General features: G+C 71.2%; 25 protein-coding genes. 11 read left to right on the plus strand and 14 right to left on the minus strand.

Annotated features, from left to right (window positions below; all coding sequences use genetic code 11):
- Positions 1-1,031: DUF58 domain-containing protein (locus tag VF330_RS30245; RefSeq protein WP_330855101.1), on the plus strand; the 1,031-nt coding region annotated here is incomplete at its 5' end.
- A 307-nt stretch (positions 1,032-1,338) separates the two neighbouring features.
- On the plus strand, positions 1,339-3,636 hold the full coding sequence (locus VF330_RS30250) for a DUF3488 and transglutaminase-like domain-containing protein (RefSeq protein ID WP_330855102.1): 2,298 nt from the start codon (positions 1,339-1,341) through the stop codon (positions 3,634-3,636).
- Here the strand turns inward: VF330_RS30250 and VF330_RS30255 are convergent.
- The 3 genes from VF330_RS30255 to VF330_RS30265 form a co-directional block, all read right to left on the minus strand.
- On the minus strand, positions 3,633-4,154 hold the full coding sequence (locus VF330_RS30255; protein WP_330855103.1) for a hypothetical protein: 522 nt from the start codon (positions 4,152-4,154) through the stop codon (positions 3,633-3,635). The genes VF330_RS30250 and VF330_RS30255 overlap by 4 nt on opposite strands.
- A 52-nt stretch (positions 4,155-4,206) precedes the next feature.
- Positions 4,207-5,808: a serine/threonine-protein kinase gene (locus VF330_RS30260; protein WP_330855104.1), complete on the minus strand. Its 1,602-nt coding sequence runs from the start codon at positions 5,806-5,808 to the stop codon at positions 4,207-4,209.
- Positions 5,809-5,872: 64 nt separating this feature from the next.
- Complete coding sequence (locus VF330_RS30265) at positions 5,873-6,466, minus strand: DUF4230 domain-containing protein (protein WP_330855105.1); 594 nt, start codon at positions 6,464-6,466, stop codon at positions 5,873-5,875.
- Between the two features lie 159 nt (positions 6,467-6,625).
- On the opposite strand from VF330_RS30265, the gene VF330_RS30270 reads away from it, so the two are divergent.
- From VF330_RS30270 to VF330_RS30280, 3 genes are read left to right on the plus strand one after another with little or no spacing between them, the layout of a single operon-like run.
- Positions 6,626-7,513, plus strand: a complete 888-nt coding sequence (locus VF330_RS30270; RefSeq protein ID WP_330855106.1) for a PAC2 family protein — start codon at positions 6,626-6,628, stop codon at positions 7,511-7,513.
- A gap of 10 nt (positions 7,514-7,523) precedes the next feature.
- Positions 7,524-7,883 (plus strand): MmcQ/YjbR family DNA-binding protein, encoded by a 360-nt coding sequence (locus VF330_RS30275; protein ID WP_330855107.1) that lies wholly within the window; start codon positions 7,524-7,526, stop codon positions 7,881-7,883.
- Positions 7,884-7,893: 10 nt separating this feature from the next.
- The gene (locus VF330_RS30280) at positions 7,894-8,415 is read left to right on the plus strand and encodes a YciI family protein (RefSeq protein ID WP_330855108.1); all 522 of its coding nucleotides are present in this window, start codon (positions 7,894-7,896) and stop codon (positions 8,413-8,415) included.
- On the opposite strand, the gene VF330_RS30285 is transcribed toward VF330_RS30280, so the two are convergent.
- From VF330_RS30285 to VF330_RS30315, 7 genes are all read right to left on the minus strand, one after another.
- Positions 8,412-8,903 carry a cysteine hydrolase gene (locus tag VF330_RS30285; RefSeq protein ID WP_330855109.1) on the minus strand — a complete coding sequence of 164 codons (492 nt, stop codon included), beginning with the start codon at positions 8,901-8,903 and terminating at the stop codon, positions 8,412-8,414. The genes VF330_RS30280 and VF330_RS30285 overlap by 4 nt on opposite strands.
- Positions 8,900-10,084 carry an MFS transporter gene (locus VF330_RS30290; RefSeq protein ID WP_330855110.1) on the minus strand — a complete coding sequence of 395 codons (1,185 nt, stop codon included), beginning with the start codon at positions 10,082-10,084 and terminating at the stop codon, positions 8,900-8,902. Before VF330_RS30290 ends, VF330_RS30285 begins: the two co-directional genes overlap by 4 nt.
- On the minus strand, positions 10,081-10,509 hold the full coding sequence (locus tag VF330_RS30295; protein WP_330855111.1) for a MarR family winged helix-turn-helix transcriptional regulator: 429 nt from the start codon (positions 10,507-10,509) through the stop codon (positions 10,081-10,083). The genes VF330_RS30290 and VF330_RS30295 overlap by 4 nt, the downstream gene beginning before the upstream one ends.
- A 50-nt stretch (positions 10,510-10,559) precedes the next feature.
- Positions 10,560-11,015: a dihydrofolate reductase gene (locus tag VF330_RS30300; RefSeq protein ID WP_330855112.1), complete on the minus strand. Its 456-nt coding sequence runs from the start codon at positions 11,013-11,015 to the stop codon at positions 10,560-10,562.
- A complete protein-coding gene (locus tag VF330_RS30305; RefSeq protein ID WP_330855113.1) occupies positions 11,012-11,809 on the minus strand; it encodes a thymidylate synthase in 798 nt (265 codons plus the stop codon). The genes VF330_RS30300 and VF330_RS30305 overlap by 4 nt, the downstream gene beginning before the upstream one ends.
- A gap of 68 nt (positions 11,810-11,877) precedes the next feature.
- A complete protein-coding gene (locus tag VF330_RS30310) occupies positions 11,878-12,969 on the minus strand; it encodes an acyl-CoA dehydrogenase family protein (RefSeq protein WP_330855114.1) in 1,092 nt (363 codons plus the stop codon).
- A 22-nt stretch (positions 12,970-12,991) separates the two neighbouring features.
- Entirely contained in the window at positions 12,992-13,429 is a 438-nt protein-coding gene (locus VF330_RS30315) for a MarR family winged helix-turn-helix transcriptional regulator (protein WP_330855115.1), read from the minus strand.
- Positions 13,430-13,512: 83 nt separating this feature from the next.
- Here VF330_RS30315 and VF330_RS30320 point away from each other — a divergent pair, with 83 nt between their 5' ends.
- From VF330_RS30320 to VF330_RS30330, 3 genes are all read left to right on the plus strand, one after another.
- Positions 13,513-14,277 carry an SDR family oxidoreductase gene (locus VF330_RS30320; RefSeq protein ID WP_330855116.1) on the plus strand — a complete coding sequence of 255 codons (765 nt, stop codon included), beginning with the start codon at positions 13,513-13,515 and terminating at the stop codon, positions 14,275-14,277.
- Positions 14,278-14,329: 52 nt separating this feature from the next.
- Positions 14,330-15,115, plus strand: a complete 786-nt coding sequence (locus VF330_RS30325; protein ID WP_330855125.1) for an aldo/keto reductase — start codon at positions 14,330-14,332, stop codon at positions 15,113-15,115.
- A gap of 72 nt (positions 15,116-15,187) precedes the next feature.
- Positions 15,188-16,114 carry a toll/interleukin-1 receptor domain-containing protein gene (locus tag VF330_RS30330; RefSeq protein WP_330855117.1) on the plus strand — a complete coding sequence of 309 codons (927 nt, stop codon included), beginning with the start codon at positions 15,188-15,190 and terminating at the stop codon, positions 16,112-16,114.
- 84 nt (positions 16,115-16,198) lie between these two features.
- On the opposite strand, the gene VF330_RS30335 is transcribed toward VF330_RS30330, so the two are convergent.
- Genes VF330_RS30335 through VF330_RS30345 form a run of 3 tightly spaced genes read right to left on the minus strand, consistent with a single transcriptional unit; the run spans position 16,199 to position 19,226 of the window.
- Positions 16,199-17,536: an ABC transporter permease gene (locus tag VF330_RS30335; protein WP_330855118.1), complete on the minus strand. Its 1,338-nt coding sequence runs from the start codon at positions 17,534-17,536 to the stop codon at positions 16,199-16,201.
- Positions 17,536-18,234, minus strand: coding sequence for an ABC transporter ATP-binding protein (locus VF330_RS30340; RefSeq protein ID WP_330855119.1), 699 nt, complete (start codon positions 18,232-18,234; stop codon positions 17,536-17,538). The genes VF330_RS30335 and VF330_RS30340 overlap by 1 nt, the downstream gene beginning before the upstream one ends.
- Positions 18,234-19,226: an efflux RND transporter periplasmic adaptor subunit gene (locus VF330_RS30345; protein ID WP_330855120.1), complete on the minus strand. Its 993-nt coding sequence runs from the start codon at positions 19,224-19,226 to the stop codon at positions 18,234-18,236. The genes VF330_RS30340 and VF330_RS30345 overlap by 1 nt, the downstream gene beginning before the upstream one ends.
- 139 nt (positions 19,227-19,365) lie before the next feature.
- Between VF330_RS30345 and VF330_RS30350 the strand changes: the two genes are divergently transcribed.
- Positions 19,366-20,160 (plus strand): SDR family NAD(P)-dependent oxidoreductase, encoded by a 795-nt coding sequence (locus tag VF330_RS30350; protein ID WP_330855121.1) that lies wholly within the window; start codon positions 19,366-19,368, stop codon positions 20,158-20,160.
- A gap of 69 nt (positions 20,161-20,229) precedes the next feature.
- Positions 20,230-20,706, plus strand: coding sequence for a DUF1360 domain-containing protein (locus VF330_RS30355; RefSeq protein WP_330855122.1), 477 nt, complete (start codon positions 20,230-20,232; stop codon positions 20,704-20,706).
- Here the strand turns inward: VF330_RS30355 and VF330_RS30360 are convergent.
- The gene (locus VF330_RS30360; RefSeq protein ID WP_330855123.1) at positions 20,701-21,288 is read right to left on the minus strand and encodes a hypothetical protein; all 588 of its coding nucleotides are present in this window, start codon (positions 21,286-21,288) and stop codon (positions 20,701-20,703) included. The two genes, VF330_RS30355 and VF330_RS30360, sit on opposite strands and share 6 nt — an antisense overlap.
- Positions 21,289-21,356: 68 nt before the next feature.
- Between VF330_RS30360 and VF330_RS30365 the strand changes: the two genes are divergently transcribed.
- A partial coding sequence (locus tag VF330_RS30365) for a HemK2/MTQ2 family protein methyltransferase (protein WP_330855124.1) occupies positions 21,357-21,960 on the plus strand: 604 nt, incomplete at its 3' end.

The following is a 21,960-nucleotide window of genomic DNA, read 5'->3' on the forward strand; positions in this document are numbered from 1 at the left end:
ACGCGGGCGTGGCGGCGTTCGGCCTGGCGCTGACCGCGCTGGTGGTCGCCTCCGCCGTGTCGGTCCTGGTCGCGTCGCCGCTGTCGGTGTCGCGGACCGTCCGTCCCCGCACGGTGCCGCGCCTGGCCCGCTGCGGCGGGCGCTTGGAGCTGTCCGCGGTGGGCCGCTGGCCGGTCGCGCTCGACGCCGTCGACATGGTGGCGGGCTCGCCGATGTCCGTGGACGTGCCGCTGCTGAAGCCGGGAACCGTGGAGGCGGTCGACTACGCGATCCCGACCGAACGCCGGGGCGTGTTCGACGTGGGCCCGCTGACGTTGCGCCGCAAGGGTCTGGCGGGCCTCGCCCAGGCGCGCACCGTGCTCGGCGAGGTCGTGCAGGTGCGGGTCGTCCCGCGCGTCCTGCCGGTCCGCGGCCTGCCCTCCGGGGCCCGCCGGGGCCAGGTCGGCGCCGACGAACGGGTGGAGCGCGGCGGCACCGACCTGGTGGGCCTGCGCGAGTACGTGCCGGGCGACGACCTGAGGCGCCTGCACTGGGCCACGTCCGCCCGCACCGGCACGCTGATGATCCGCGAGGACGCCGACCCGGCCCGCCCGCACCTGGCCGTCCTGCTGGACGACAACGCCTCCTCCTACGCGGAGGCCCAGCGCTTCGAGGAGGCCGTCGAGGTGGCGGCGTCCCTGGTCACCTCGGCCCTGGACCAGGGCCACCCGGTGCGGCTGCTGACATCGTCCGGCAGCACCGACATCGAGGAGAACCAGGACTCGGCCCCGATCCTCGCCGCACTGGCGGACCTGGAGCTCCAGGACGCCGACGGCCGCCCGACCGTCCCGGTGCGCGACCTGGACGTGGTGGCCGTGGTCAGCGGCAGGCAGGTCCCCGCCCTGGTGCTGGAAGCGGGCCGGGCGGCCTTCGGCACCGTGCTGGTGGTGGACGAGAAGCGCCCGGTGGGGGCGGCGGGCTCGGTGCTGGTGATCACCGGCGCGAGGGCCGAGGACCTGGTGGACTCGTGGAACGCGGTGGTGGCCCGATGAGGCGCGGACAGTCCGCCGCCGGGCCGGCCGGGGTTCGGGTGCGGGCAGCGGGGCTCGGGCCGGCGCGACAGCACTGGCTGGTACGGCAGGACGGTTCAGTGAGGCAGCGCGGCGGAGCGCGACAGGACGGGCCTGTGCGGCAGCACGGGTCGGCGAGGCGGCACGGGTCGGCGAGGCGGCACGGGTCGGCGAGGCAGCACGAGCTGGTGCGGCGGTGTGGGCCCGCGATGGCGGCGGCCGCGCGGGACGGCGCGGCCGTGCTCGTGGAGCGCCGTGCCGGATACCTGACCGGTTCGGCGGCGGAGGGGTGGCGGCTCGCGCCGACCAGTCCGGCCGCTACGACACCCGGCCTCACCCCGGCGGCGCGGGCTGCTGGAGCATCCGGCTCCACCCCGGCGACGTCCGCTGCCGCCGCACCTGGTCTCGCGCCGACGGTTTCGGCTGGCCTCGTGCCCGCAGCTTCCGCTGTCGCGACACCCGGCCTCACCCCGGCCGCCTCGACCGCCGCGCGTTCCACCGGCCCACGCCCGGTGCCCGCCACTGCCGCCACACGTCCCATCGCACGCCCCATCGCGCGTTCCACGACGCCCTCGAACCCGGTGGTGGTCCGGTGAAGTACGCCTGGGTCTCCGCCCTCCTCCTCGTCGGCTCCCTCCAGCTGGCCCAGGCCTGGGACGGCGCGTTCGTCTACTTCGGACTGGCCGCGTTCACCGGCTTCCTCGCGCTGCTGCTGAAACGACTCGTCCCGGCCGGCCTGGCGGCCCTGGCCGTCATGGTCGTCGCCCTGACGGCGGGGTTCTTCGCCGCCCGAGGCGCCTCGCCTGACCGCGACCCGACGTGGGTCCTGCTCGACACCGTCCCCCGGCTCCTCACCGCGGCACGTCCGGCCCCGGCGACGCCGGAGCTCCTCGTGCCCGGCCTGCTGCTGATCATCGGCGTCTCGACGGCGACGGTGCTGTCGGTGACCAGGCGCGGCACGGCGCTGTTCGTGCCCGCGCTCGGCGCGGCGGCGCTCTACGTGTCGGCGGCGCTGCTCACCACCGGGCGCGCGGACCGGTACGGGCTGGTGGCGCTCACGCTCGTCGTGGTGCTGGCGCTGGGCTGGCTGATCATCGACCGGCGGGGGCCCGTCGTGCCGCCCGCGGCGCTGGCGACGGCGCTGGCGGCGTTGACGCTGCTGGCCTTCGTGTTGCCCACCAACGGGTTCGAGCCTCGCAAGCTCGTCACGCCACCCGTCACCGACATCTCCATCGCCAACCCGCTGCCGCAGCTCGCCGCGTGGGCCTCGCAGGGGGAGGCCGAGCTCTTCCGGATGCGCGGTCCCGAGGTGCCGGTGCGGCTGGTCACGCTCAGCCGGTACACGGGCGCGTCGTGGGAAGCGGCCGCGACCTACGGGCCGCTGGGCGTCGTCGACGCGCCGGACCTGCCCACCGGCGGCAAGTTCCAGGACGCCAGCGCCGACCTCACGATCACCGGGTTGCAGGGCGAGTGGCTGCCCGGCGTGGGGAAGCCGCAGGCGATCTCGCTCAGCGACGCGATGGTCGATCCGGACAGCGGGTCGCTCGTGGTCGCCGAGGGCATCAGGACCGGGCTCAGCTACACGGTGCGCGGTGTCGTGGAGACGCCGGCCGACACCGATCTCGCCGAGGCGCAGGTGCCGGACGCGACGCGGTACACGGCGTTGCCGCGGTTGCCGTTCACGCTGGCCGAGTACGCGCGGCAGGCGACGGCCAACGCGCGCACGCCGTACGAGAAGGCGGTGGCGCTGGAACAGGTCGTGCGGCTCAACCGGCGTCCGGACGCCGAGGCGCCCGTCGGGTCGTCGTACGCGCGGCTGGAGACGTTCCTGTTCGGCTCGCCGGGTGAGGCCGGGGCCGGGGCGGGTACGGCCGAGCAGTTCGCGTCGTCGTACGCGGTGCTGGCGCGGGCGGTCGGGTTGCCGACGCGCGTCGTGGTCGGGTTCCAGCCGGTGCCGGAGCAGAACGGGGAGCGGATCGTCCGCGCCGCCGACGCCACGGCGTGGCCGGAGGTGTACTTCAGCGGGTGGGGCTGGGTGGCGTTCGACCCGGTGTCCGGCAACGGAAGCGGGCCCAGTGCCGCGTCGAAGCGCGAGGTGCTGAACCGGCTCGCGTCGACCACCGCCAAGCCCACGCCGACGTCGCTGGTGTCCGTGCCGCCGCTGGTGCAGCCGACGGCCGTGCGGCCCGACGCGCAGGCCGCACCCGAGGCGTCGAAGGGGTTCCCGTTCTGGGTCTTCACCCCGGTGCTGCTCCTCGTCGCCCTGTACGTGGCACGGACCTCGCGCCGGCTGCGGCTCAGGTCCGCCGGGCCGGTGGGCGCGTGGAACGAGGTGCTGGACTCGTTGCAGCTCGCCGGGCTGAAGCCGAAGCCCAGCCGCACGGTTCCGGACGTCGGCCGCGACTGGGGCGAGGCCGGGCAACGGCTCGCCGTGCTGGTCGACCAGGCCGCCTTCGCGCCGGAGCCCGCGCAGGCCGGGCAGAGCTGGGGCCTGGCCCGGCAGGTGCGCAAGGCGGTGCGGCGCAAGGCTTCCTGGTGGCGCAGGGCGCTGTGGGCGGTCGACCCGCGGCCGTTGTTCCGGCGTTAACGAACCACCTGCGCCGCGATGCAGTTCCTGCCCGGCACCTTGAGCAACGCCTCGCACAGGCCCGGCGCGACGACCGACGGGAACGGGCCGATCCAGATGAACTGGCTGAACCGGGTGTCGTCGGGGACGATCGCGGAGCAGACGTCGTCACGCCTGCTCAGGAACGCGGTCTGGCCCCGCAGCGCGGGGTTCGCGCTTTCCCGGTACTTCACCCACAACGACTCGTAGTCGACCAGCACCTTGACGTCCTCCGCCGGCATCGCGCCCTCCAGCGAGTGCAGGACGAGGACGGACGAGCCGGGATCGCACGGCATGTCGGAGTATTCGAGCTCGACGGGCTCGTTGCGGGGTGTGGCCGACGCGGTCGTGCCGGCGGGTGTGGACGGTTCCAGGCCGCCACCGATGAGCAGGCCAATGCCGATCCCGACGACGAGCGGGACGGCTGCCAGCGCTACGAGTGTTCGGCGGTTGTGACCACGTGCGAACAACGGTGGGCCGGCGTATCGAGCGCTCTGCACGCGGGGGACCGTACGCCAGTCCGTGCACGCGCAACAACGGGGCCTCGAAACGTCAGTTCTTGTTGGCGCAGACCTTCGCGGAGCTGCCGCGTTCACCGTTGTACCCGAATGCCGCGATCTGGAAGCAACGCCGCGAACCGCCGCCGTCCTCGATCACGTACGTCGTGCCGCCACCGGTCACGCGGGTCACCGCGACCGGTTTCGCGCCGGTCACGTCGATCACCACGAACTCGGCGCGCCCGCCGCTCGGGTCGCTCCATTCGAGCTCGATCGTCCTGCCCTCGTACTGCGCGCGTTTGAGCACGGGGATGAACTTCGGGTCGGCGTTCGGCGGCGGGCCCGCGTCCACCGACTCCGACGTCGGCACCGGGATCGTCGTGGTCGTGACCGGCGGCTGGGACTGCTGCCGGTCGTCCGGGCGGTTGAGGACCATCCCGGCCACGACGCCGCCGACCACCGCGACCACGGCGAGCAGCGCGAGCACACCGCCGCGCTTCGACTTGCGGACCGGCGCCGTCATCGGTTCCGGCGGCGGCAGGTCGACCGTCGGCAGCACCGCGACCGGAGGCGGGGGAGGAGGTGGCACGACGGGATCGTTGCGGCGGTAGGTCAGGTCCTCGAGCCTGCCGCGCCACGAGTCGTCGGGTTCCTGCTCCGGTTCCGGTTCTGGTTCCGGCTCGGGGACGTAGCCGCGCGGGCCGAAGCCGGGAGCCTCGGTCGGGCCCTCCGGGAAGAACTCCGCGCGCTCGCCCAGCATCGCCGTGGAGTCCGGGTCCACAACGGACACCGCCGTGCCGGAGCGCACCGCCGCCAGCGCGTCGCGCAGCTCCAGCGCCGAGCCGTAGCGGGCGGCGCGGTCCTTGCGCAGACAGCGGTTGATGACGGCCACGAGCGACGCGGGCACGTCGAACCGGGTCAGCGCACGGGGTTCGGAGCCGCTGACGCGGCCGACGTAGGACAGCAGCGTGTCCTCGTCCGGGTTGTCCGAGGCGAACGGCGGTTTGCCCTCCAGCAACGTGAACAGCGTCGAGCCGAGCGACCAGATGTCGTCGGCGAACGACGGAGTGGTGCCCTCGATCATCTGCGGGGCCGCGTGCCGGTAGCTGACCATCTGCAGCGACGCGGAATGGCCCGCGTCGGCGCCGCGCGCGATGCCGAAGTCGGCGAGCACGTAGGAAGTCGGGAGCACCAGGACGTTCTGCGGCTTCACGTCGCGGTGCAGGATGCCCTGCCCGTGCGCGAACGCCAGCGCGTCGGCCACGGCGATGCCCGCCGCCACCACGTCCGTGACGGGCAACGGGCCCATGGCGCGCAACCGGTCGTGCAGCGAGCCGCGTTCGTAGAACTCCATGACGATGCACGGACGGCCGTCGGGAAGCGTGCCGGTGTCGAGCACCGTGACGATGTGCGGGTGCTGGCGGCCGAGCTCGACGGTGATCGCCAGCTCGCGGCGGAACCGCGCCACCGTCGCCGGGTCGGTCACCTGGAGGACCTTGACGGCGACGTCGCGGCCGAGACCGTCCTGGCGGGCCCGGTAGATCGTGCCCTCGCCGCCCTGGGCGATCACGCGGAAACCGCTGTAGCCGGGCAGCGCGATCTCGGGCGACTGCGGAGCGCCCTGCGCGGGCGCCCAGGCCATCAGGTCGTCTTCCACCGGCGGATCCTATCCCGGAGCGGTCACCTCACCGCTGGACGTTCGCCGGGGAAGCCCCTGGGGTTCAGTCGCCGACCACCTTCACCTGGAACCCCAACGCCTGCAGCATCCCGGTCAGCATCACGCGGGTGTTGTCCTCGGCGCGCTTGAGCAGTTCCGACTGCTTCGCCGCCTCCGCGAGCTTGGCCTCCGCGGCGACGTAGAACTTCTGCTGGTCCGGAGGTTCCGCGAGGGCCTGCAGGTCGTTGAGGAGACCGCGTTCCTGGCTGAAGACGTAGGACTTGTCGTGGTGCATGTTCGGTTTGTCGAGCTGGGGCTCGGGCAACCGGAGCTCGACGGTCTTGCCGTCCGGCGAGACGACGAGACCGTCGTCCTTCAACGTCGAGAAGTCGACGTAGGCGTTGACGGACCCGGCCGCGACGAACAGCGTGCGTTCACCGGCGAGCGCCGCGGGTACCCACTTCACGTCGTTCTCGATGTCGAGCACGACCTGGAACTCGCCCGCCGCGGCGTGGAACTGGCTGAGGTCGCGGACCGACTTCAGCACCGCCGGCTGGCTGCGGTCGATCGTCTCCTCCTCGCCGGCCTGGCCGAAGGGCTTGAACTGACCGAAGGCGAACACCGCCGCACCGAGGACGATGAGAACGGCTGCGACCAAGGCTCCACGCGTCATCCAGCGCCTGTACACCTCGCAGGAGTACCCGTGAGGTGATGCGCGCACACGGTCCGTATGGGCTAATCGACCCGTGCGGAATCAGTTCCGTGTCCACGTGGTTGGCTTGGACGAGACTGGAACGAGTGCTTCAGGAGGCGTGCGGTGGACCCGGAGAACCTGTACGAGGTGGACTCGGAGGTGCCGGACCTGACAGGCGCGGTGTTGCTGCACCACTTCGAGGGCTTCATGGACGCGGGCGCCGCGGGCCGGCTGCTCGCCGAGCACCTGCTGGAGACCCTGGAGAGCCGTGTCGTCGCCCGCTTCGACATCGACGGCCTGATCGACTACCGCTCGCGCCGCCCGCTGATGACCTACGCGACCGACCACTGGGAGGACTACGCCGCCCCGGAACTGGTCGTGCACCTGCTCTGGGACAGCGCCGGCCACCCGTTCCTGCTGCTCAAGGGCCCTGAGCCGGACCGCGGCTGGGAGGCGTTCATCGAGGCCGTGCGCTCGCTCATCGACCGGTGGGGAGTCCGTCTGACGCTGGGCTTCCACGGCATTCCGATGGGCGTGCCGCACACACGGCCGTTGAACGTCATCGGTCACGCGACGCGTCCCGAGCTCGTGTCGGAGTACCAGCCGTTCTTCAACCGCGTGCAGGTGCCGGGCAACGTGTCGGGCCTGCTGGAGTTCCGCCTCGGCCAGGCGGGCCACGACGCGATGGGCTTCGCCGCCCAGGTGCCGCACTACCTCGCGCAGTCGCAGTACCCGACCGCCGCCGTGACGCTGCTGGACGCCGTCGCCCGCGCCACCGGCCTCGCGCTGCCGATCGGCTCGCTGATCGAGGCGTCCCAGGCCGCCGACGCGGAGATCCACCGCCAGGTCGCGGAGTCGGAGGAGGTCGCGCAGGTGGTGGAAGCGCTCGAGCGGCAGTACGACGCCTTCATCCAGACTGTCGGCACCACCGACATCCCCAGCGCGGACGAACTGGGCGCCGAGTTCGAACGGTTCCTGGCCGAGCAGCAGCGTCCGCCGGACCACCTGTAGGAGCTCCCCGATGGCCACCTGGGACGACGTGCACCGGATCGCCACCTCCATGCCCGACGTCACGGAGCGGGTCCGGGAGGGCGTCGTCGACTGGAGGGTCAGGGAGAAGCTGTTCGTCTGGGAACGGCCGCTGCGGGGGACAGACCTCGCGGCTCTCGGTTCCTCCGCGCCGTCCGGGCCGATCCTGGCGGCGCGGGTGCCGGACCTGGGGGCCAAGGAGGCGCTGCTGGCCTCGGACGAGGCGGTCTACTTCACGACGCCGCACTTCCAGGGGTACCCGGCGATCCTGGTGCGGCTGGAGCACATCGGGGTGGGGGAGCTGGAGGAGCTGATCGTGGAGGCCTGGCACGCGCGGGCCCGGCGCCGGTAGGACCGGGCTCGTGGAGTTCTTCTGCTTTCACCGCGACCGGCCAGGTTCGCTGCCGTTGCGCGAGCGGCTCGTCGAGGAGCACTGGGCGTACATGGACCGCTTCGAGCTGATCGCCCGCGGCCCCACGTTCTCCGGCGGCGTGCTCAGCGGCAGCGTGCACGTCGTCGCCGTGCCGGACGCGGCCGCGGCGCGGGCGTTCGCGTTCGACGAGCCCGGTTACCAGGCCGGTGCGTACCGGGACGTGCTGGTGCGGCGGTGGCGCAACGTGCTCGGGCGGACGATGTGGGACTTCCCCGGTGGCCGCGAGGGCGGCGGCCATCTCGTCATCGGACTGGCGGAGGGCGAGCCGGCCGACCTCGTGCCGCGGCGCCCCGACGACCTGGTCGCGTACGGGCCGTTGCTGTCCGACGACGGCACCGCCTGGCTGGGCACGGCGGCGCTGGTCAGGTCGGACGACCCCGCGTCGGTGCTGACCCGCGACCGGTACGACGCCGTCGAGGTCCACGAGTGGGAATTCGGCGGCCGCCGTTAGAGCTTCGCCGTGGTCGTCACGGTCGCGTGCCGCGGGAACAGCGTCCCGGTCAGGAATTCGCGCGTCGCCGGGTCCGGGTCGGCGCACGCGTCCACGACCACGGTGATCGCGCAGTCGCGGTCCATCTCCTCCCGCACAGTGCTCAGGACGACACCACTCGTGCTGATGCCGGCCAACACGAGCGAGGTGATCCCTCGGTTCGTGAGCTGGGCGTCGAGTTCAGTGGTGGTGAATGCACCGACACGCGTCTTGCGGACGTGGATGTCGCCGTCCGACGGACTGAGCGCGGAGTGGATCCGGGTGTATGGCGAGTCGGTGTGCATCGCGGCCTGGCGGCCGGGCGTCACGAGCGCGGCCATCATGCTGGTCGGCGGGATCGCGACACCAGGCCGGAGACGCGGTCCGGCAACGCCTCGGCGCCCGGGGATGCGGCCGACGATGCCGGTCCGGTAGTCCATCACCGGCAGTGCGGTGTTCTCGAACGTCATGTCCGCAGGCCTTTCAGGGACTTGTCGACCACGTTGATGATCAGGAAAAGCAGGCTCACGCCGATCAGGAACACCGTCAGGTCGTGCAACCCGGCGGTGTCCACCCGTGAGCCGAAGAGCAGTCCCTGCACGACGGAGGAGACGATCGCGCCGAGGTAGCCGAACGTGCGCAGCAGTCCCGCCGAGGCACCGACGTTCGCGGGATCCGCCTGCCGGTACACGGCGTTCTGGAGCGAGAGGCTGTTGAGCCCCTGGGGAACCCCGGCCACCAGCGCGATCGCCAGGAGCATCCACAAAGGACTGGACGGGTGCAGTGCGAGCACCAGTCCGCAGACGGCGACCTGGGTGGCGGAGGCCACGACCAGCTTGGCGCGCACCGTCCCGCTGCGGCCGGTCAGGGCTGCCACGGCCATGCTGGTGAGGAACAACGGCAGCAGCACGAGACCGGTCTGCCCCGCAGACAGGCCACGGCTCGCGCTCAGCCATTGCGTGAACCCGTAGAGGAAGCTGTACGACACGATCCACGCGAGCAACGCGCGGACGTAGGTGATCAGCAGCGGGACGTTGAGGCGCCGCGGTCCGGCCGCGGGCCTGCTCTCGGAACGGCGCGGGGACTCGTCGCGCGGGAAGTACCGCCACCCCAGCACGAACGCCGCCAGCGCCAGCGGCACGTTGATCGCCAGGGTCGTGCGCCAGCCGCCGACGTCGACGAGCAGGCCGCCCAGCGGGGGACCGATGACCGCGACGGTCTGGGTGGAGATCGCCAGGATCGTGAGCACGCCGCCGGGGCTGTCCTCGCCGGTGCGGTCGGCCTCGTCGCGCAGCAGCCGCATCGCGGCGGGGTAGCCCGCGCAGGTGCCGAGGCCCAGCAGCACGCGGGCCACCACCAGCACCAGCAGGTTCGGCGCGAGGGTGCCGAGCACGCCCGCGACGCCGACCAGGGCCGTGGCGGGCAGGAACAGCCTGCGCGGCCCGTAGGTGTCGATCAGCCGGCCGGTCACCGGCTGCCCGATCGCGGTGGCCACGTACAGCGCCGTGATCAGCCACGCCGTGCGCGAGGGGGGTTCGCCGAACGCGAGGCCGATCGGCACCAGCGCGACCGACAGGATCGTCGAGTTGACCGGGTTGAGGACCGCGCCCGCGACCAGCGGGGTGATCAGGCGGCGGTCGAAGCCGCTCACTCGTCCACCACGCGCTCCAGCAGCGTGACGGCCTCCTCGATCACCTGGCGCTCGGCCTCGGTGAACCGCTGCGCGAGCGCCTCGGTCAGCCACTCGATCCGCTGCGCCCGCGCGCCCCGGGCGGCCGCACGACCGGCTTCGGTGAGCGTGATCAGCGTGCGCCGCCCGTCGTCCGGGTCGGGGGCGCGCTCGATCAGGCCCTGCTCGTGCAGGGTGCCGAGCGTCTTGGCCATCGACTGCGGCTTCACGCGCTCGGCGCCGGCCAGCCGGCTGGCGGTCGACGGCTCGTCCAGCAGCAACAGTCTGGCCAGCGCGGACGCCTGGGGTGCGCTGAGGTCGTGCACCGACGACTCGTCCTGGAGCTTGCGGCGCAGCCGCTGGACGAAGACGCGCAGGCGCTGGTTGAGCACGGCGGGGTCGGTCACAGTAGACAGCCTAGGCTGAACAGTTCGAACTGAACAGTCTGGGCTGTCTATCAGTAGCGGACGAACCGGTAGTGCAGTCCCGAGCTCGACTCCTGCCACTCACCGATCTCGACCGGCTCGCGGTCCACGGCGGGCGCGTAGGTGTCGCCCTCGAACTCCTCGCGGATCTCCGTCACCTCGACGCGGTCGGCGAACGGCAGCGTCGCCGCGTAGACCGCCGACCCGCCGATCACCCACAGGTCACCGGTGACCTCCTGCAAGGCCACGTCGAGGGAGTCGAACGTCTCGGCGCCCTCCTGCGGCGTCCGCGACAGCACGAGGTTGCGCCGGCCGGGCAACGGGCGGAAGCGCGGTGGCAGCGACTCCCACGTGCGGCGTCCCATCAGGACCGCCGCGCCCGCGGTGATCTCCCGGAAGTGCCTCATGTCCTCCGGGACGTGCCACGGGATGGCGTTGTCGCGGCCGATCACGCCGTTCGCGGCCTGGGCCCAGACCAGCCCGATCACACCGCCACCGGCGCCTTGATGCCGGGGTGCGGGTCGTAGCCGACGATCTCGAAGTCCTCGTAGGCGTAGTCGAACAGCGACGCCGCCGGTGCCGTCCTCAGTGCCGGGAACTCCCGTGCGTCGCGGCTGAGCTGGAGCTCCACCTGCTCGACGTGGTTGTCGTAGATGTGGCAGTCGCCGCCGGTCCAGAGGAAGTCGCCGACGCCGAGCCCGGTCTGCTCGGCGATCATGTGCGTCAGCAGCGCGTAGGACGCGATGTTGAACGGCACGCCGAGGAACAGGTCCGCGCTGCGCTGGTAGAGCTGGCAGGACAGCTTGCCCTCGGCGACGTAGAACTGGAAGAACGCGTGGCACGGCGGCAGCGCCATGTTCGCGATCTCGCCGACGTTCCAGGCGGAGACGATGATCCGGCGCGAGTCCGGGTTCGTCCGCAACGTCCGGAGGACCTCGGCGATCTGGTCGACGTGCCCGCCGTCCGGGGTCGGCCACGAGCGCCACTGCACGCCGTAGACCGGGCCGAGCTCACCCTCGGGGGACGCCCACTCGTCCCAGATGGACACGCCGTGGTCCCGCAGCCACTGCACGTTGGAGTCGCCGCGCAGGAACCACAGCAGCTCGTACGCGATCGACTTGAAGTGCACCTTCTTCGTCGTGATCAGCGGGAAGCCCGCGGCGAGCGGGTAGCGCAGCTGGTGGCCGAAGATCGACCGCGTGCCGGTGCCGGTGCGGTCCTCCTTGCGCACGCCCTCCTTCAGAACGTGGCGGAGCAGGTCTTCGTACTGCGTATCGGGCATGCCTGAACCCTAACCAGCTCCAGCGGTCTGACGAAGTAAGGTCCGCCACGTCGCTTCGAGCGCGTCCATCAGAACCTCGTCATGTCCGGGCTGAGCCCCAGCTTGAGCATCGAGTACGTCTCCAGCATGCGGCGCGACACCACGGTGTGCTGCGCCGCCACGTGCGCGTCCCGCAGGCAGCGCTGCAGCGCCGACGACTCGAACACCGAGCTGCCGCCGCCCGCCGCGAACGCCTTCTGCGCCACCTCCGTGGCCTCGCCCGCCGCGAACGAACAGGCGAGCCGCAGCCGTGCCTTCACGGCGTCCGGCGCCTGCTCGGCGTGGACCGCGTGGTCCCAGGCCGCGCTCAGCGCCTCGTGCAGGAACGCCGTGGCCGCGGACAGCCGTGCCTCCATCAGCGCGATCTCGATCTGCACGCCGGTCTGCTCGGCGAGTCGGGTGGTCGCGTACTGAGGGGTTTTCTCGCCTGCCAGCGCCTCGATCTCGTCGATCGCCCGCCGGGCCACGCCCAGGCACACGGACGCGACGCCCACGGCCAGGAAGCTGAAGTACGGGAAGATCGTGACCGGTCCCTCGATGCCGGGTGTGCTGCCGATCGGCCAGATGGCCCGGCGCGCCGGCAGGAACGCTTCAGCGACCGAGAACTCGTGCGAACTGGTGGCGCGCAGGCCGGCGGAGTGCCAGGTGTCGTGGATGGTCACGTCGGCTCGGGGATACACGGCCAGACGCGGGCCCTCGGGCGTGAACGTGCCACCGATGACCCACGAGGAGTACGCCACGGCGCTGCCCCAGCCCCAACGGCCGGTCACGCGGTAGCCGCCGTCCGCCGCCACTGCCTTGCCCAATGGCGCCGCGGTGCCGGCGATCAACGCGCGCGGGTCGCCGAAGACCTCGTCGGCGGCGTCCGTCGGCAGGTACCACGCGAGCGACGACGAGGTGGTGGTCGTCATCGCGGTCCAGCCCGTGGAGGCGTCGGACCGGGAGAGCTCCTGGACCTCGCGGCTCCACTCGGGCAGCCCGGTCTCCGCGCCGCCGTAGCGCTTCGGGGCGATCATGCGGTGCACGCCGGAGTCGACGAGCGCGGTCAGCACCGGTGCGGTCAGGGCGCGCTGCTGCTCGGCCGCCGGGGCCTCGGCGCGGATCAGGGCGTGGAGGTCCATGCGGGCGATCCTGCTCGACCGGCTAGAGCTTGGCGAGCGCCTCAACGAGTGGCTTGAGCTCGGGGACGTCGCCCGCCTCGGCGAGCGACGCGGTGAGCACCTCGTCGTGCGTCGGGCGCGCGTCGGCGAGCAGCGCGTGGCCTTTCTCGGTGACCTCCGTGTAGATGCCGCGCCGGTCGGTGGGGCAGAGGTAGCGCGACAGCAGGCCGCGGTCCTCCAGCCTCGTGACCAGCCGCGTCGTCGCCGACTGGCTGAGCACCACGGCGTTGGAGAGCTGGTTCATCCGAAGGTGGAACCCGTCCTGGCGGTTGAGCACGTCGAGAACGGTGTACTCGCTGACCGAGAGCTCGTGGGCCTTCTGGAGCGCTCGTTCCAGGCGGTCCTCGATGCGCGCGTGCAACGCCGCGAGCGTGCGCCAGCCCTGTGCGCGCGCCTGGACGGCGTCGTCGTCCAGTGACATGGATCAACCCTTCTCGAATAGACAGCGTCTGCAACTATTGCGTACGCTTGTAATCGTCTTCAGCAAGTCTACCGGGGAGAGACATGGATCTGTCGGGACGCACGGCACTCGTGACGGGTTCGACCGCGGGCATCGGCTTCGCGACCGCCGAGGGCCTGCTCAAGGCGGGTGCCTCCGTGGTCGTCACCGGACGCACCGAGGAGCGCGTGGCTGAGGCCGTCGGCAAGCTCGGCGCTCACGGCCAGGTGCGCGGCGTCGCGGCCGACCTCGCGACCGCCGAGGGCACGGCCGAGCTCGTCGCGCAGGTGCCCGACGTGGACGTGCTCGTCAACAACCTGGGCATCTTCGGCGCGAAGCCGGTGTTCGAGATCGACGACGCCGAGTGGCAGCGGTTCTTCGACACCAACGTCATGTCGGGTGTCCGCCTCGCGCGGCACTACACGCCCCGCATGGTCGAGCGCGGCTGGGGGCGGGTGATCTTCGTGAGCAGCGAGTCGTCCGTCTTCACGCCCACCGAGATGGTCCATTACGGCATGACGAAGACCGCGCAGCTCGCGATCTCCCGCGGCATGGCCCAGGAGGTCAAGGGCACCGGCGTGACGGTGAACTCGGTGCTGCCCGGCCCGACGCTCACGCCGGGCGTCGAGGAGTTCATCCGCGACCGCGTGGGCGAGGGCGGCGAGGCGGAGTTCGTCCGCACCGAACGCCCGACCCTGCTGCTGGGCCGGCTGATCCGCCCGCACGAGGTCGCGAACCTCATCACCTACGTCGCGTCGGACCTGTCGTCCGCGACGACCGGAGCCGCGTTGCGCGTCGACGGCGGCACCGCTCCGACGCTCATCCCCTGACACCAGTGAGGATTTCGCTTTGAACAACGTGCAGCTCAACAACGGCGTCTCCATGCCCCAGCTCGGCTTCGGCGTCTGGCAGGTGCCCGACGCCGACGCCACGCCCGCCGTCGCGGAGGCGTTGGCGGCGGGCTACCGCAGCATCGACACCGCGGCCGCCTACGGCAACGAGCGCGGCGTCGGCGAGGCCGTCGCGCAGTCCGGCGTGGCCCGCGACGACGTCTTCGTGACCACCAAGCTCTGGAACGCCGACCACGGCCACGACTCGGCGTTGCGCGCGTTCGACACGTCGATGGAGAAGCTCGGGCTCGACGTGCTCGACCTGTACCTGATCCACTGGCCGACGCCCGCCCGCGACCTCTACGTCGACACGTGGAAGGCGTTCGTGGAACTGCAGAAGGAGGGCCGCGTCCGCGCGATCGGCGTCTCCAACTTCCAGCCCGCGCACCTGCGGCGGCTGATCGACGAGACCGGCGTCGCGCCCGCGGTCAACCAGGTCGAGCTGCACCCGTACCTCCAGCAGGCCGAGCTGCGCGCGTTCCACGCCGAGCACGGCATCCAGACCGAGGCGTGGTCGCCGCTCGGCCAGGGCGGCGAGCTGCTCGCCGACCCGGTGGTCGCGGAGATCGCCGCGCGCCACGGCCGATCGGCGGCCCAGGTCGTGCTGCGCTGGCACCTGCAGATCGGCAACGTCGTGATCCCGAAGTCCGTGACGCCGTCGCGGATCCGGGAGAACATCGCGGTGTTCGACTTCGAGCTGGCGGAGGAGGAGCTCGCCGCTCTGTCCACTCTGGACCGCGGTGGGCGCATCGGCCCGAACCCGGACGAGCTCAACTAGTCACGAACGACGCCGGGCTGTCGGCTCGTGTCGCAAGCCGCGATGCGGACCGGCAGCTCTTAGAATATTTCGATGTCCGACGAGCACGAGTATGACATCGCAGTCTCTTTCGCGGGCGAGCAACGCGACTACGTCGAACGCACGGTGGAGGCGGCGAAAGCCGCAGGCCTCAGGGTCTTCTACGACCGCGACATGACGGTCGAATGGTGGGGGAAGAACGTTCTCGTCGAGCAGCGGAAGGTGTACGGATCGCGTACACGCTTCTTCGTGCCGTTCATCTCAACCGAGTACCTTGAGAAGCCATACCCGCGCGATGAACTCGACGCTGCGATGCTCACCGCGGTCAAGCAGGGTAACGGTTACATCCTGCCGGTGCTCATGGGTGATGTCGTGGTGCCTCCGGAGCTGTTGCATCCGCATGTCGTGTACCTCAGGTCAGACGGCTACACGCCAGAGCGATTGGCGGACGCGCTGTGCGAGAGGGTCGGCCTCGCAGTTGACGCTGGGCAGGTACCGCGTGACGTGGCATCCGTGGTGCAGTCCGTGTTGACATTGCCGATGCCGAAAGTCGTGCCGTCCGGTTTCAGCAGGTACGCCGAGTTGAACTCGGTGTTCGACTACCTGGTCGGGCAGTTTCAGGTCGCCGTGCCTCAACTCGAGTCCGTCGGATTCCACATGCAAGCGCGTGCGACGGACGATCGTCTCAAGATCCGAATCGAGCGCGGGGACAAGACGGTCTACTCGTTGGACATCGTCAAGGCGAGCGGGCACCACGACGGGCAGCTGGTCTTCAGTCCGGACGGCAGTTGGACCGGCTCTTCGGGAAGCATGATCGCTACAGCTGAGCCGTTCTTCGACGCGCAGGCCGGCGCGGCGAAGCTGAGATTGTTGGACCTCTCCTTGCTCGGCCACTTCAGTGCGGGGCAGCAAGTGTTCACCAAGGAGGAGTTCTTCCAGCGGTTGTGGGCTCACATAGTCGAGCAGCTCGAACGAGCCTAGGACAGCACGAAGCCCCGGTCCGCCTCTCCCGCGGCCCGGGGCTTCGCCGGCGACGAACCCGAAGGACTCAGGTTCGCATGTCCGTCAGGCCCGCATCACCGTGGCGATCGGGATCCGCGCCGCCCGCACCGCGGGGATGAGCCCGCCGAGCACACCGGCGACGAGGCCCGCGACCACGCCCGCGACCCCCGCCTCCCACGGGAAGGCGGTGCCCTGCAACGACGGGAAGCGGCCGCCGAACATCATCAGCGCCACCTGGAGGCCGCCCGCGCCCGCGCCGATCGCCAGCGCGGCCGTCAGCAGCCCCGTCAGCAACGTCTCGGCGAGCACGATGCCCGCGAGCAGCATGCGGGACATGCCCACCGCGCGGCGCAGCGCGAACTCCTCGACGCGTTCGCCGACGGTCGCGAGGCCGACGTTCAGGATGCCCGCGACGCCGATCAGCAGCACCAGGAACGCCATGCCGAGGAAGATCAGCCGCATGATCCGCAGCTCGGACTCCATGCGCTCCTTGGAGTTGACCGGCTCGAAGTGGACCTGCTCCTGCGTCAGGCCGGCACCGGTGAGCTTCGCCTGCAGCAGCCGCTGGAGGTCCTGCGAGCCGGGCTGCAGGTAGACCTCGAGCTGGGTGGGACCGCCGCGCAGCCTGCTCATGGCCTCGCTGCTCGACTCGGCCGCCGCGGGCATCCAGGTGCGCAGCTCGTCGAGGCGCATGTACACGCGCGGCTGGGAGCTCCCGTCGTCCACGACGCCGATGATCTGCGGCGTCACGTGGTGCGTCGCTCCCTCGATCATCATCTCGCCGGGGATCCGGTACTGGGTGAGGCCGGTCGCGGCCTCCTGGTTCAGCACGATCCTGGGGGCGAGCGACGGCGCGGTCGCGAACTCGAGCCAGCTGCCGGAGACCGGCCGGAAGGGCTTGAACGGGATGATGTCGCCGGTCAGCGCGACCATGTTGACCTCGATGGCCTGGCCGTCGGGCTTCTTCTCCTGCGGCTTCTCCTCCTCGCAGCGGCCGCTCCTGTCGCAGTACACCACCGGGCCGTCGTAGCGGTCGCCGCCGCGGTTGGCGTACTTGAACGGCGAGCCGCCCTCGTTGATCGGGCGCACGCCGGGCTCGCCGATGATCGCCTGCGAGCTGACCGCGGCGACCGCGTCCCGGCGGCCCTTCACCGTGCTCTCGACGATGCCCGCCGCGCCCTTCTCGCCGGGGATGTAGCCCCTCACCGTGCCGTCCTTGCCCGACTGGAGCTCGACGTCGGTGAGCATCGCGCGTTCGGCGATCTCGGACCCCGCCTGCACCGCCACGACCGCGAGGACGCCGAGGAACAGCGACACCATCGACAGGAACGTGCGCAGTTTCCGGGCGCGGATGCCCTGTCCGCCGATGACGAGGGCGGACCGGAACTTACCGGAGAACATCAGTTGAACCGCCCGTCGCGCAGCTCCATCACGCGGCCCATCTTGCGCGCGTGGTCGTGGTCGTGCGTGACCAGCACGAGGCCGCAGCCCTGCCTGGTCGTGTTGAGCAGCACCTCGACGACGAGGTTGCCGGTCTCGGTGTCGAGCGCGCCGGTCGGCTCGTCGGCCAGGATGATGCGCGGCCGGCGGACCAGCGCGCGGGCGATCGCGACGCGCTGCTGCTCACCACCGGAGAGCCTGGTGGGCTTGGACTTCGCGAGGTGCGCGATGCCGACCTGCTCCAGTGCGTCCATGACCTGCTGCTTGCGCTTGCGCCGCGCGGACCAGCCCTGGCCGTTCACCAGCGCCATGGCCACGTTCTGCGCCGCGGTGAGGTGCTTGAGCAGGAAGAAGCGCTGGAACACGAACCCGAACTCCGCGCTGCGCAGCGCCGCCGCCCTGCGTTCGGGGAGCTTCGTGATGTCGTTGCCGTGCAGGAGGTACTGACCTTCGTCGGCGCGGTCGAACAGGCCGATCAGCGACAGCAGCGTCGACTTTCCCGAACCCGAACGGCCGAGGATCGCGACGCTCTGTCCCGGGTGGACGGTGAGGTCCACACCGGACAGGATCGTGCGCGGTTCCTCCTGTCCCTTCAGCACCTTCGTGATGCCCTGGAGATGCAGCAGCGGTGTCACCGCGGTGACCTGTGGGTGGGTCATCACGGTCCCGTCGGCTTGGACTGGTCGCCGCCCTGCTGCGGTTCCGGCAGGTTCGGGCCGGGCACCGCCAGCTCCTCGTCGCCGGTGAGGCCCGACTTCACCTCGACGACCTTGCCGTCGGTGAGACCGAGCACCACGTCGACGGTGCGGCGCGAGCCGTCGGGCTGCAGGACGTCGACCTTGCCCTTGCCCTGCTGACCGGCGACGGCCTCGACCGGGACGACCAGCGCCTGCGCGGACTTGCCGGTCGTGACCTCGATGGACGCGGTGGCGCCGTTGATCATCTGCACGTCAGCGGGAGCGGTGCAGACGATGCGCAGGCCGGTGGACGCGCTGGGCGTCTGCGGCTGCTCGTCGTTCTTCGGCGGCTGAGGTGCCTGCGGGGCGCCCGTGCCCTGCGTCTTGGTGTCCGGCGTGACCGGGGGCTTCTCCGGGACGGTGCCCTGCGGCAGCGCCGCGATCGTGCCGAGCACGGTGCACGGGAACGGTCCCGGCCCGTTCTTGATCTGCGCCGTCACGTCGGTGAGCGCGCCGCTGATCTTGTAGGCCTGCGAGCCGTCGATGTCGGCGACCAGCGCGTACCCGACGTGCCTGGCCGACGCGATCGGCATGCCCGCCGTCACCGTCGCCTTGTCGTCGACGAGCCGTCCGCCGAACGTCGAACCGGCGGGGGCCTCCACGTAGTTCGGGGCGCCGTCCTTCCACACCGTCGCGACCCGCGTGGGCTTGGTCGGCGTGCCGTTCGGCGTCTGGACGTCGAAGTACCGCACCTGCCCCGCCACCGGCGCGACGAGCCCGAACGTCGGGTTCATCTCGACCTTGCCCGCGATGCCGAGCTTGGTGGTCAGGTCCTGCTTGGTGGGCTTGACCTTGGTCATCGTGGTGCCGCGCGGAGCCAGCTCCGGATCGGCCTGGTCCGGACCTGACGGACTGCACGCAGCCACGCCCACCGTGACCAGCGCGCACAGCGGCGCGAGAAGGATTTTGCGCACGAACGTCCCCCATGTCGTTTCAAGCAACCTATCGATAAGGACACCCGATCGGGTGCAGAGGTTGCATCGGACTTTCGGCCGATCCCGCATCGACCGCCTGGCCACGGGTATACGGCCGTTGACCGGAAGGAGAACGTCTGTGAATGCGCTTGCCGTGGTGACCGGTGCGTCCAGCGGGATCGGGTACGAACTGGCGAAGGTCTTCGGGGACAACGGCTTCGACCTCGTGGTCGTCGCGGAGGACGAGAGGATCAGCGACGCCGCGTCCCAGCTCGCGTTGCGGTGCGGGGGAGTGCGGGTCGAGGCGGTGAGGGCCGACCTGACCTCGTACGACGGCGTCGAGACGGTGGTCAGCGCTCTGCGGGCGAAGGGCGCGCCGGTGGACGTGCTCGCGGTGAACGCGGGTGTCGGCGTCGGCGGTGACTTCGTGCGCGACACCTCGCTCGACGACAACCTGGAGATCGTCGACCTGAACGTGCGCTCGTCCGTGCACCTCGCGCACCGCCTGCTCGGCGGCATGGTGGACCGCGGGGAGGGCAAGGTCCTCTTCACGTCGTCCATCGCCGCGACCGGACCGGGTCCGTTCCACTCCGTCTACGCCGCCTCCAAGGCCTTCCTGGCGTCGTTCGCGCAGAGCCTGCGCGAGGAGCTGCGCGGCACGGGTGTCTCGGTGACCACGCTGATGCCGGGCCCGACGGACACCGAGTTCTTCGACCGCGCGGGAATGCAGGACACCAAGGTCGCCACCGGCGACAAGGACGACCCCGCCGAGGTCGCGAAGCAGGGCTTCGAGGCGTTGATGAAGGGCGACGACCACGTGGTGGCCGGGTCGCTCAGGAACAAGGTCCAGGCCGTCGCCGGCAGGGTGGCGCCCGACCCCGTCAAGGCGAAGGTGATGAGGAAGATGACCGAGCCGGGTTCGGCGGAGTCCTGACGGGTACTCGCGCCCCATGACCCGGACCAACCACGGCCACGACGCCGCGAGCTCGGAGGTTCCGCCCGCGTGACGCGCATTCAGCAGGCCTACGGAGAGGGCCGGCCACTGCCCGGTTACCTCATGGCCATCGGCAGCTACGCGACCCTGGTCGGCGTCGTCGCGGCAGTCGGGCGCCTCACCGGCGTCCGGCTGCCCCGGCGGTTCTCGTGGAGCGACACCGCCCTCGTCTCCGTCGCGACGCACAAGGCGAGCCGCCTGCTCACCAAGGAGGCGGTGACGAGCCCGCTGCGGGCGCCGTTCACGCGCTACGAGGAACCGGCGGGCCACGCCGAGCTCAAGGAGTCGCCTCGCGAGGACAGCGCGGCCCGGCACGCCATCGGCGAGCTGGTCACGTGCCCGTTCTGCGCGGGCGTGTGGATCGCGAGCGGGCTCACGGCTGGCCTGGTGTTCGCACCGAGGACGACCCGTCTGGTGGCGACCGCCCTTACGGCCGTCGCCGCGTCGGACACGCTGAACCTGGTGTACGACAAGCTGAAGTCATGAGACCTGGCGGCCGCGCCTGCTGCCCTCGTACGCCTTCGCGCGCACGACGGCCAGCCAGCGCGGCACCAGTTCCAGCTCCGCCGGCAGGGTGCGCACCGGGTCGAACGAGACGGGTTCCGCCGTGCCGTCCGGCGGGGCCAGCGCCAGCTCGGCGACCCGGCGCCAGCGGGCGTCCCTCCCCGAAGCGTGGACGGCGAACCGCGTCGGTGTCTCGCGGTCGTCCGGCACGGCCATGAACCACACCAGCTCGCCGCGGTGGCGGTAGGGCGCGAGCGTGCCGGGACGGGCGTCGCGCCAGTGCCGCACGAACTTCGGCACCATCCGCGTCCACCGGCCCGTGCCGGTGCTCGACAGCAGCAGGTCCCAGTCACCCGATCCGGTGGGGATGCGCAGCGCGAGACCGAGCACGTCCGGCCATCCCGCCCCCGTTCCCGCCCCTTTGGACAGTCGCACGGCCACAGTGGCCTCGCTGGGGAAGGGGGCCGCGGAACCGCGCAGCTCGCCGGTGGTCCGCACTCCTCGCGGGTGGAACGCGCGGGCGTGCCGCGCCTGTGCCAGCAGGCGGAAGACGGTGGTCAGCACATCCCCGTGTACCCGCGAAAACACCGCGAAAACGGTTGTTTCAAGGCAATCGAAGGGGGGATTCCACGGTGGTGAGGCTGCTGAGAGCACCTGGCGTCTACGCGCCACAAGACGACACCGACCTCCTCGTCGAGGCGATGCACGCGGCCGCGATCCCCGCGGGTGCCCGTGTGCTCGACATAGGCACCGGCACCGGAGCGCTCGCCATCGCGGCGATCCGCGCGGGTGCCGCGGAGGTGACCGGTGTGGACGTTTCCCGGCGTGCGGTGTGGACCGCACGGGTCAACGCCGCTCTGCAACGGCTTCCGTTGCGGGTCAAGCTCGGCAACGCGCTGGAGGTCGTGGCGGACGAGCGCTTCGACCTGGTCCTCGCCAACCCGCCCTACGTCCCTGCCGCAAGCGCTTGCGTCGCAACGGGTCCCGCGCGGGCCTGGGACGCGGGGCTCGACGGCCGCCAGCTGCTCGACCCGTTGTGCGCCAGGATGCACGACCTCTTGGCGCCCGGCGGGGTGCTGCTGATGGTCCACTCGGCACTGTGCGGAGCGGACACGACTGTGAGGCAGCTGCGGGACTGCGGCCTCAAGGCCTCGGTGGTGCACCGCCGCTGGATCCCGTTCGGCCCGGTCATGCACGGCCGGATCGACCACCTGGAGAGCAACGGCCTGATCGAAC

The organism is Lentzea sp. (assembly GCF_036380075.1).
Classification (GTDB): domain Bacteria; phylum Actinomycetota; class Actinomycetes; order Mycobacteriales; family Pseudonocardiaceae; genus Lentzea.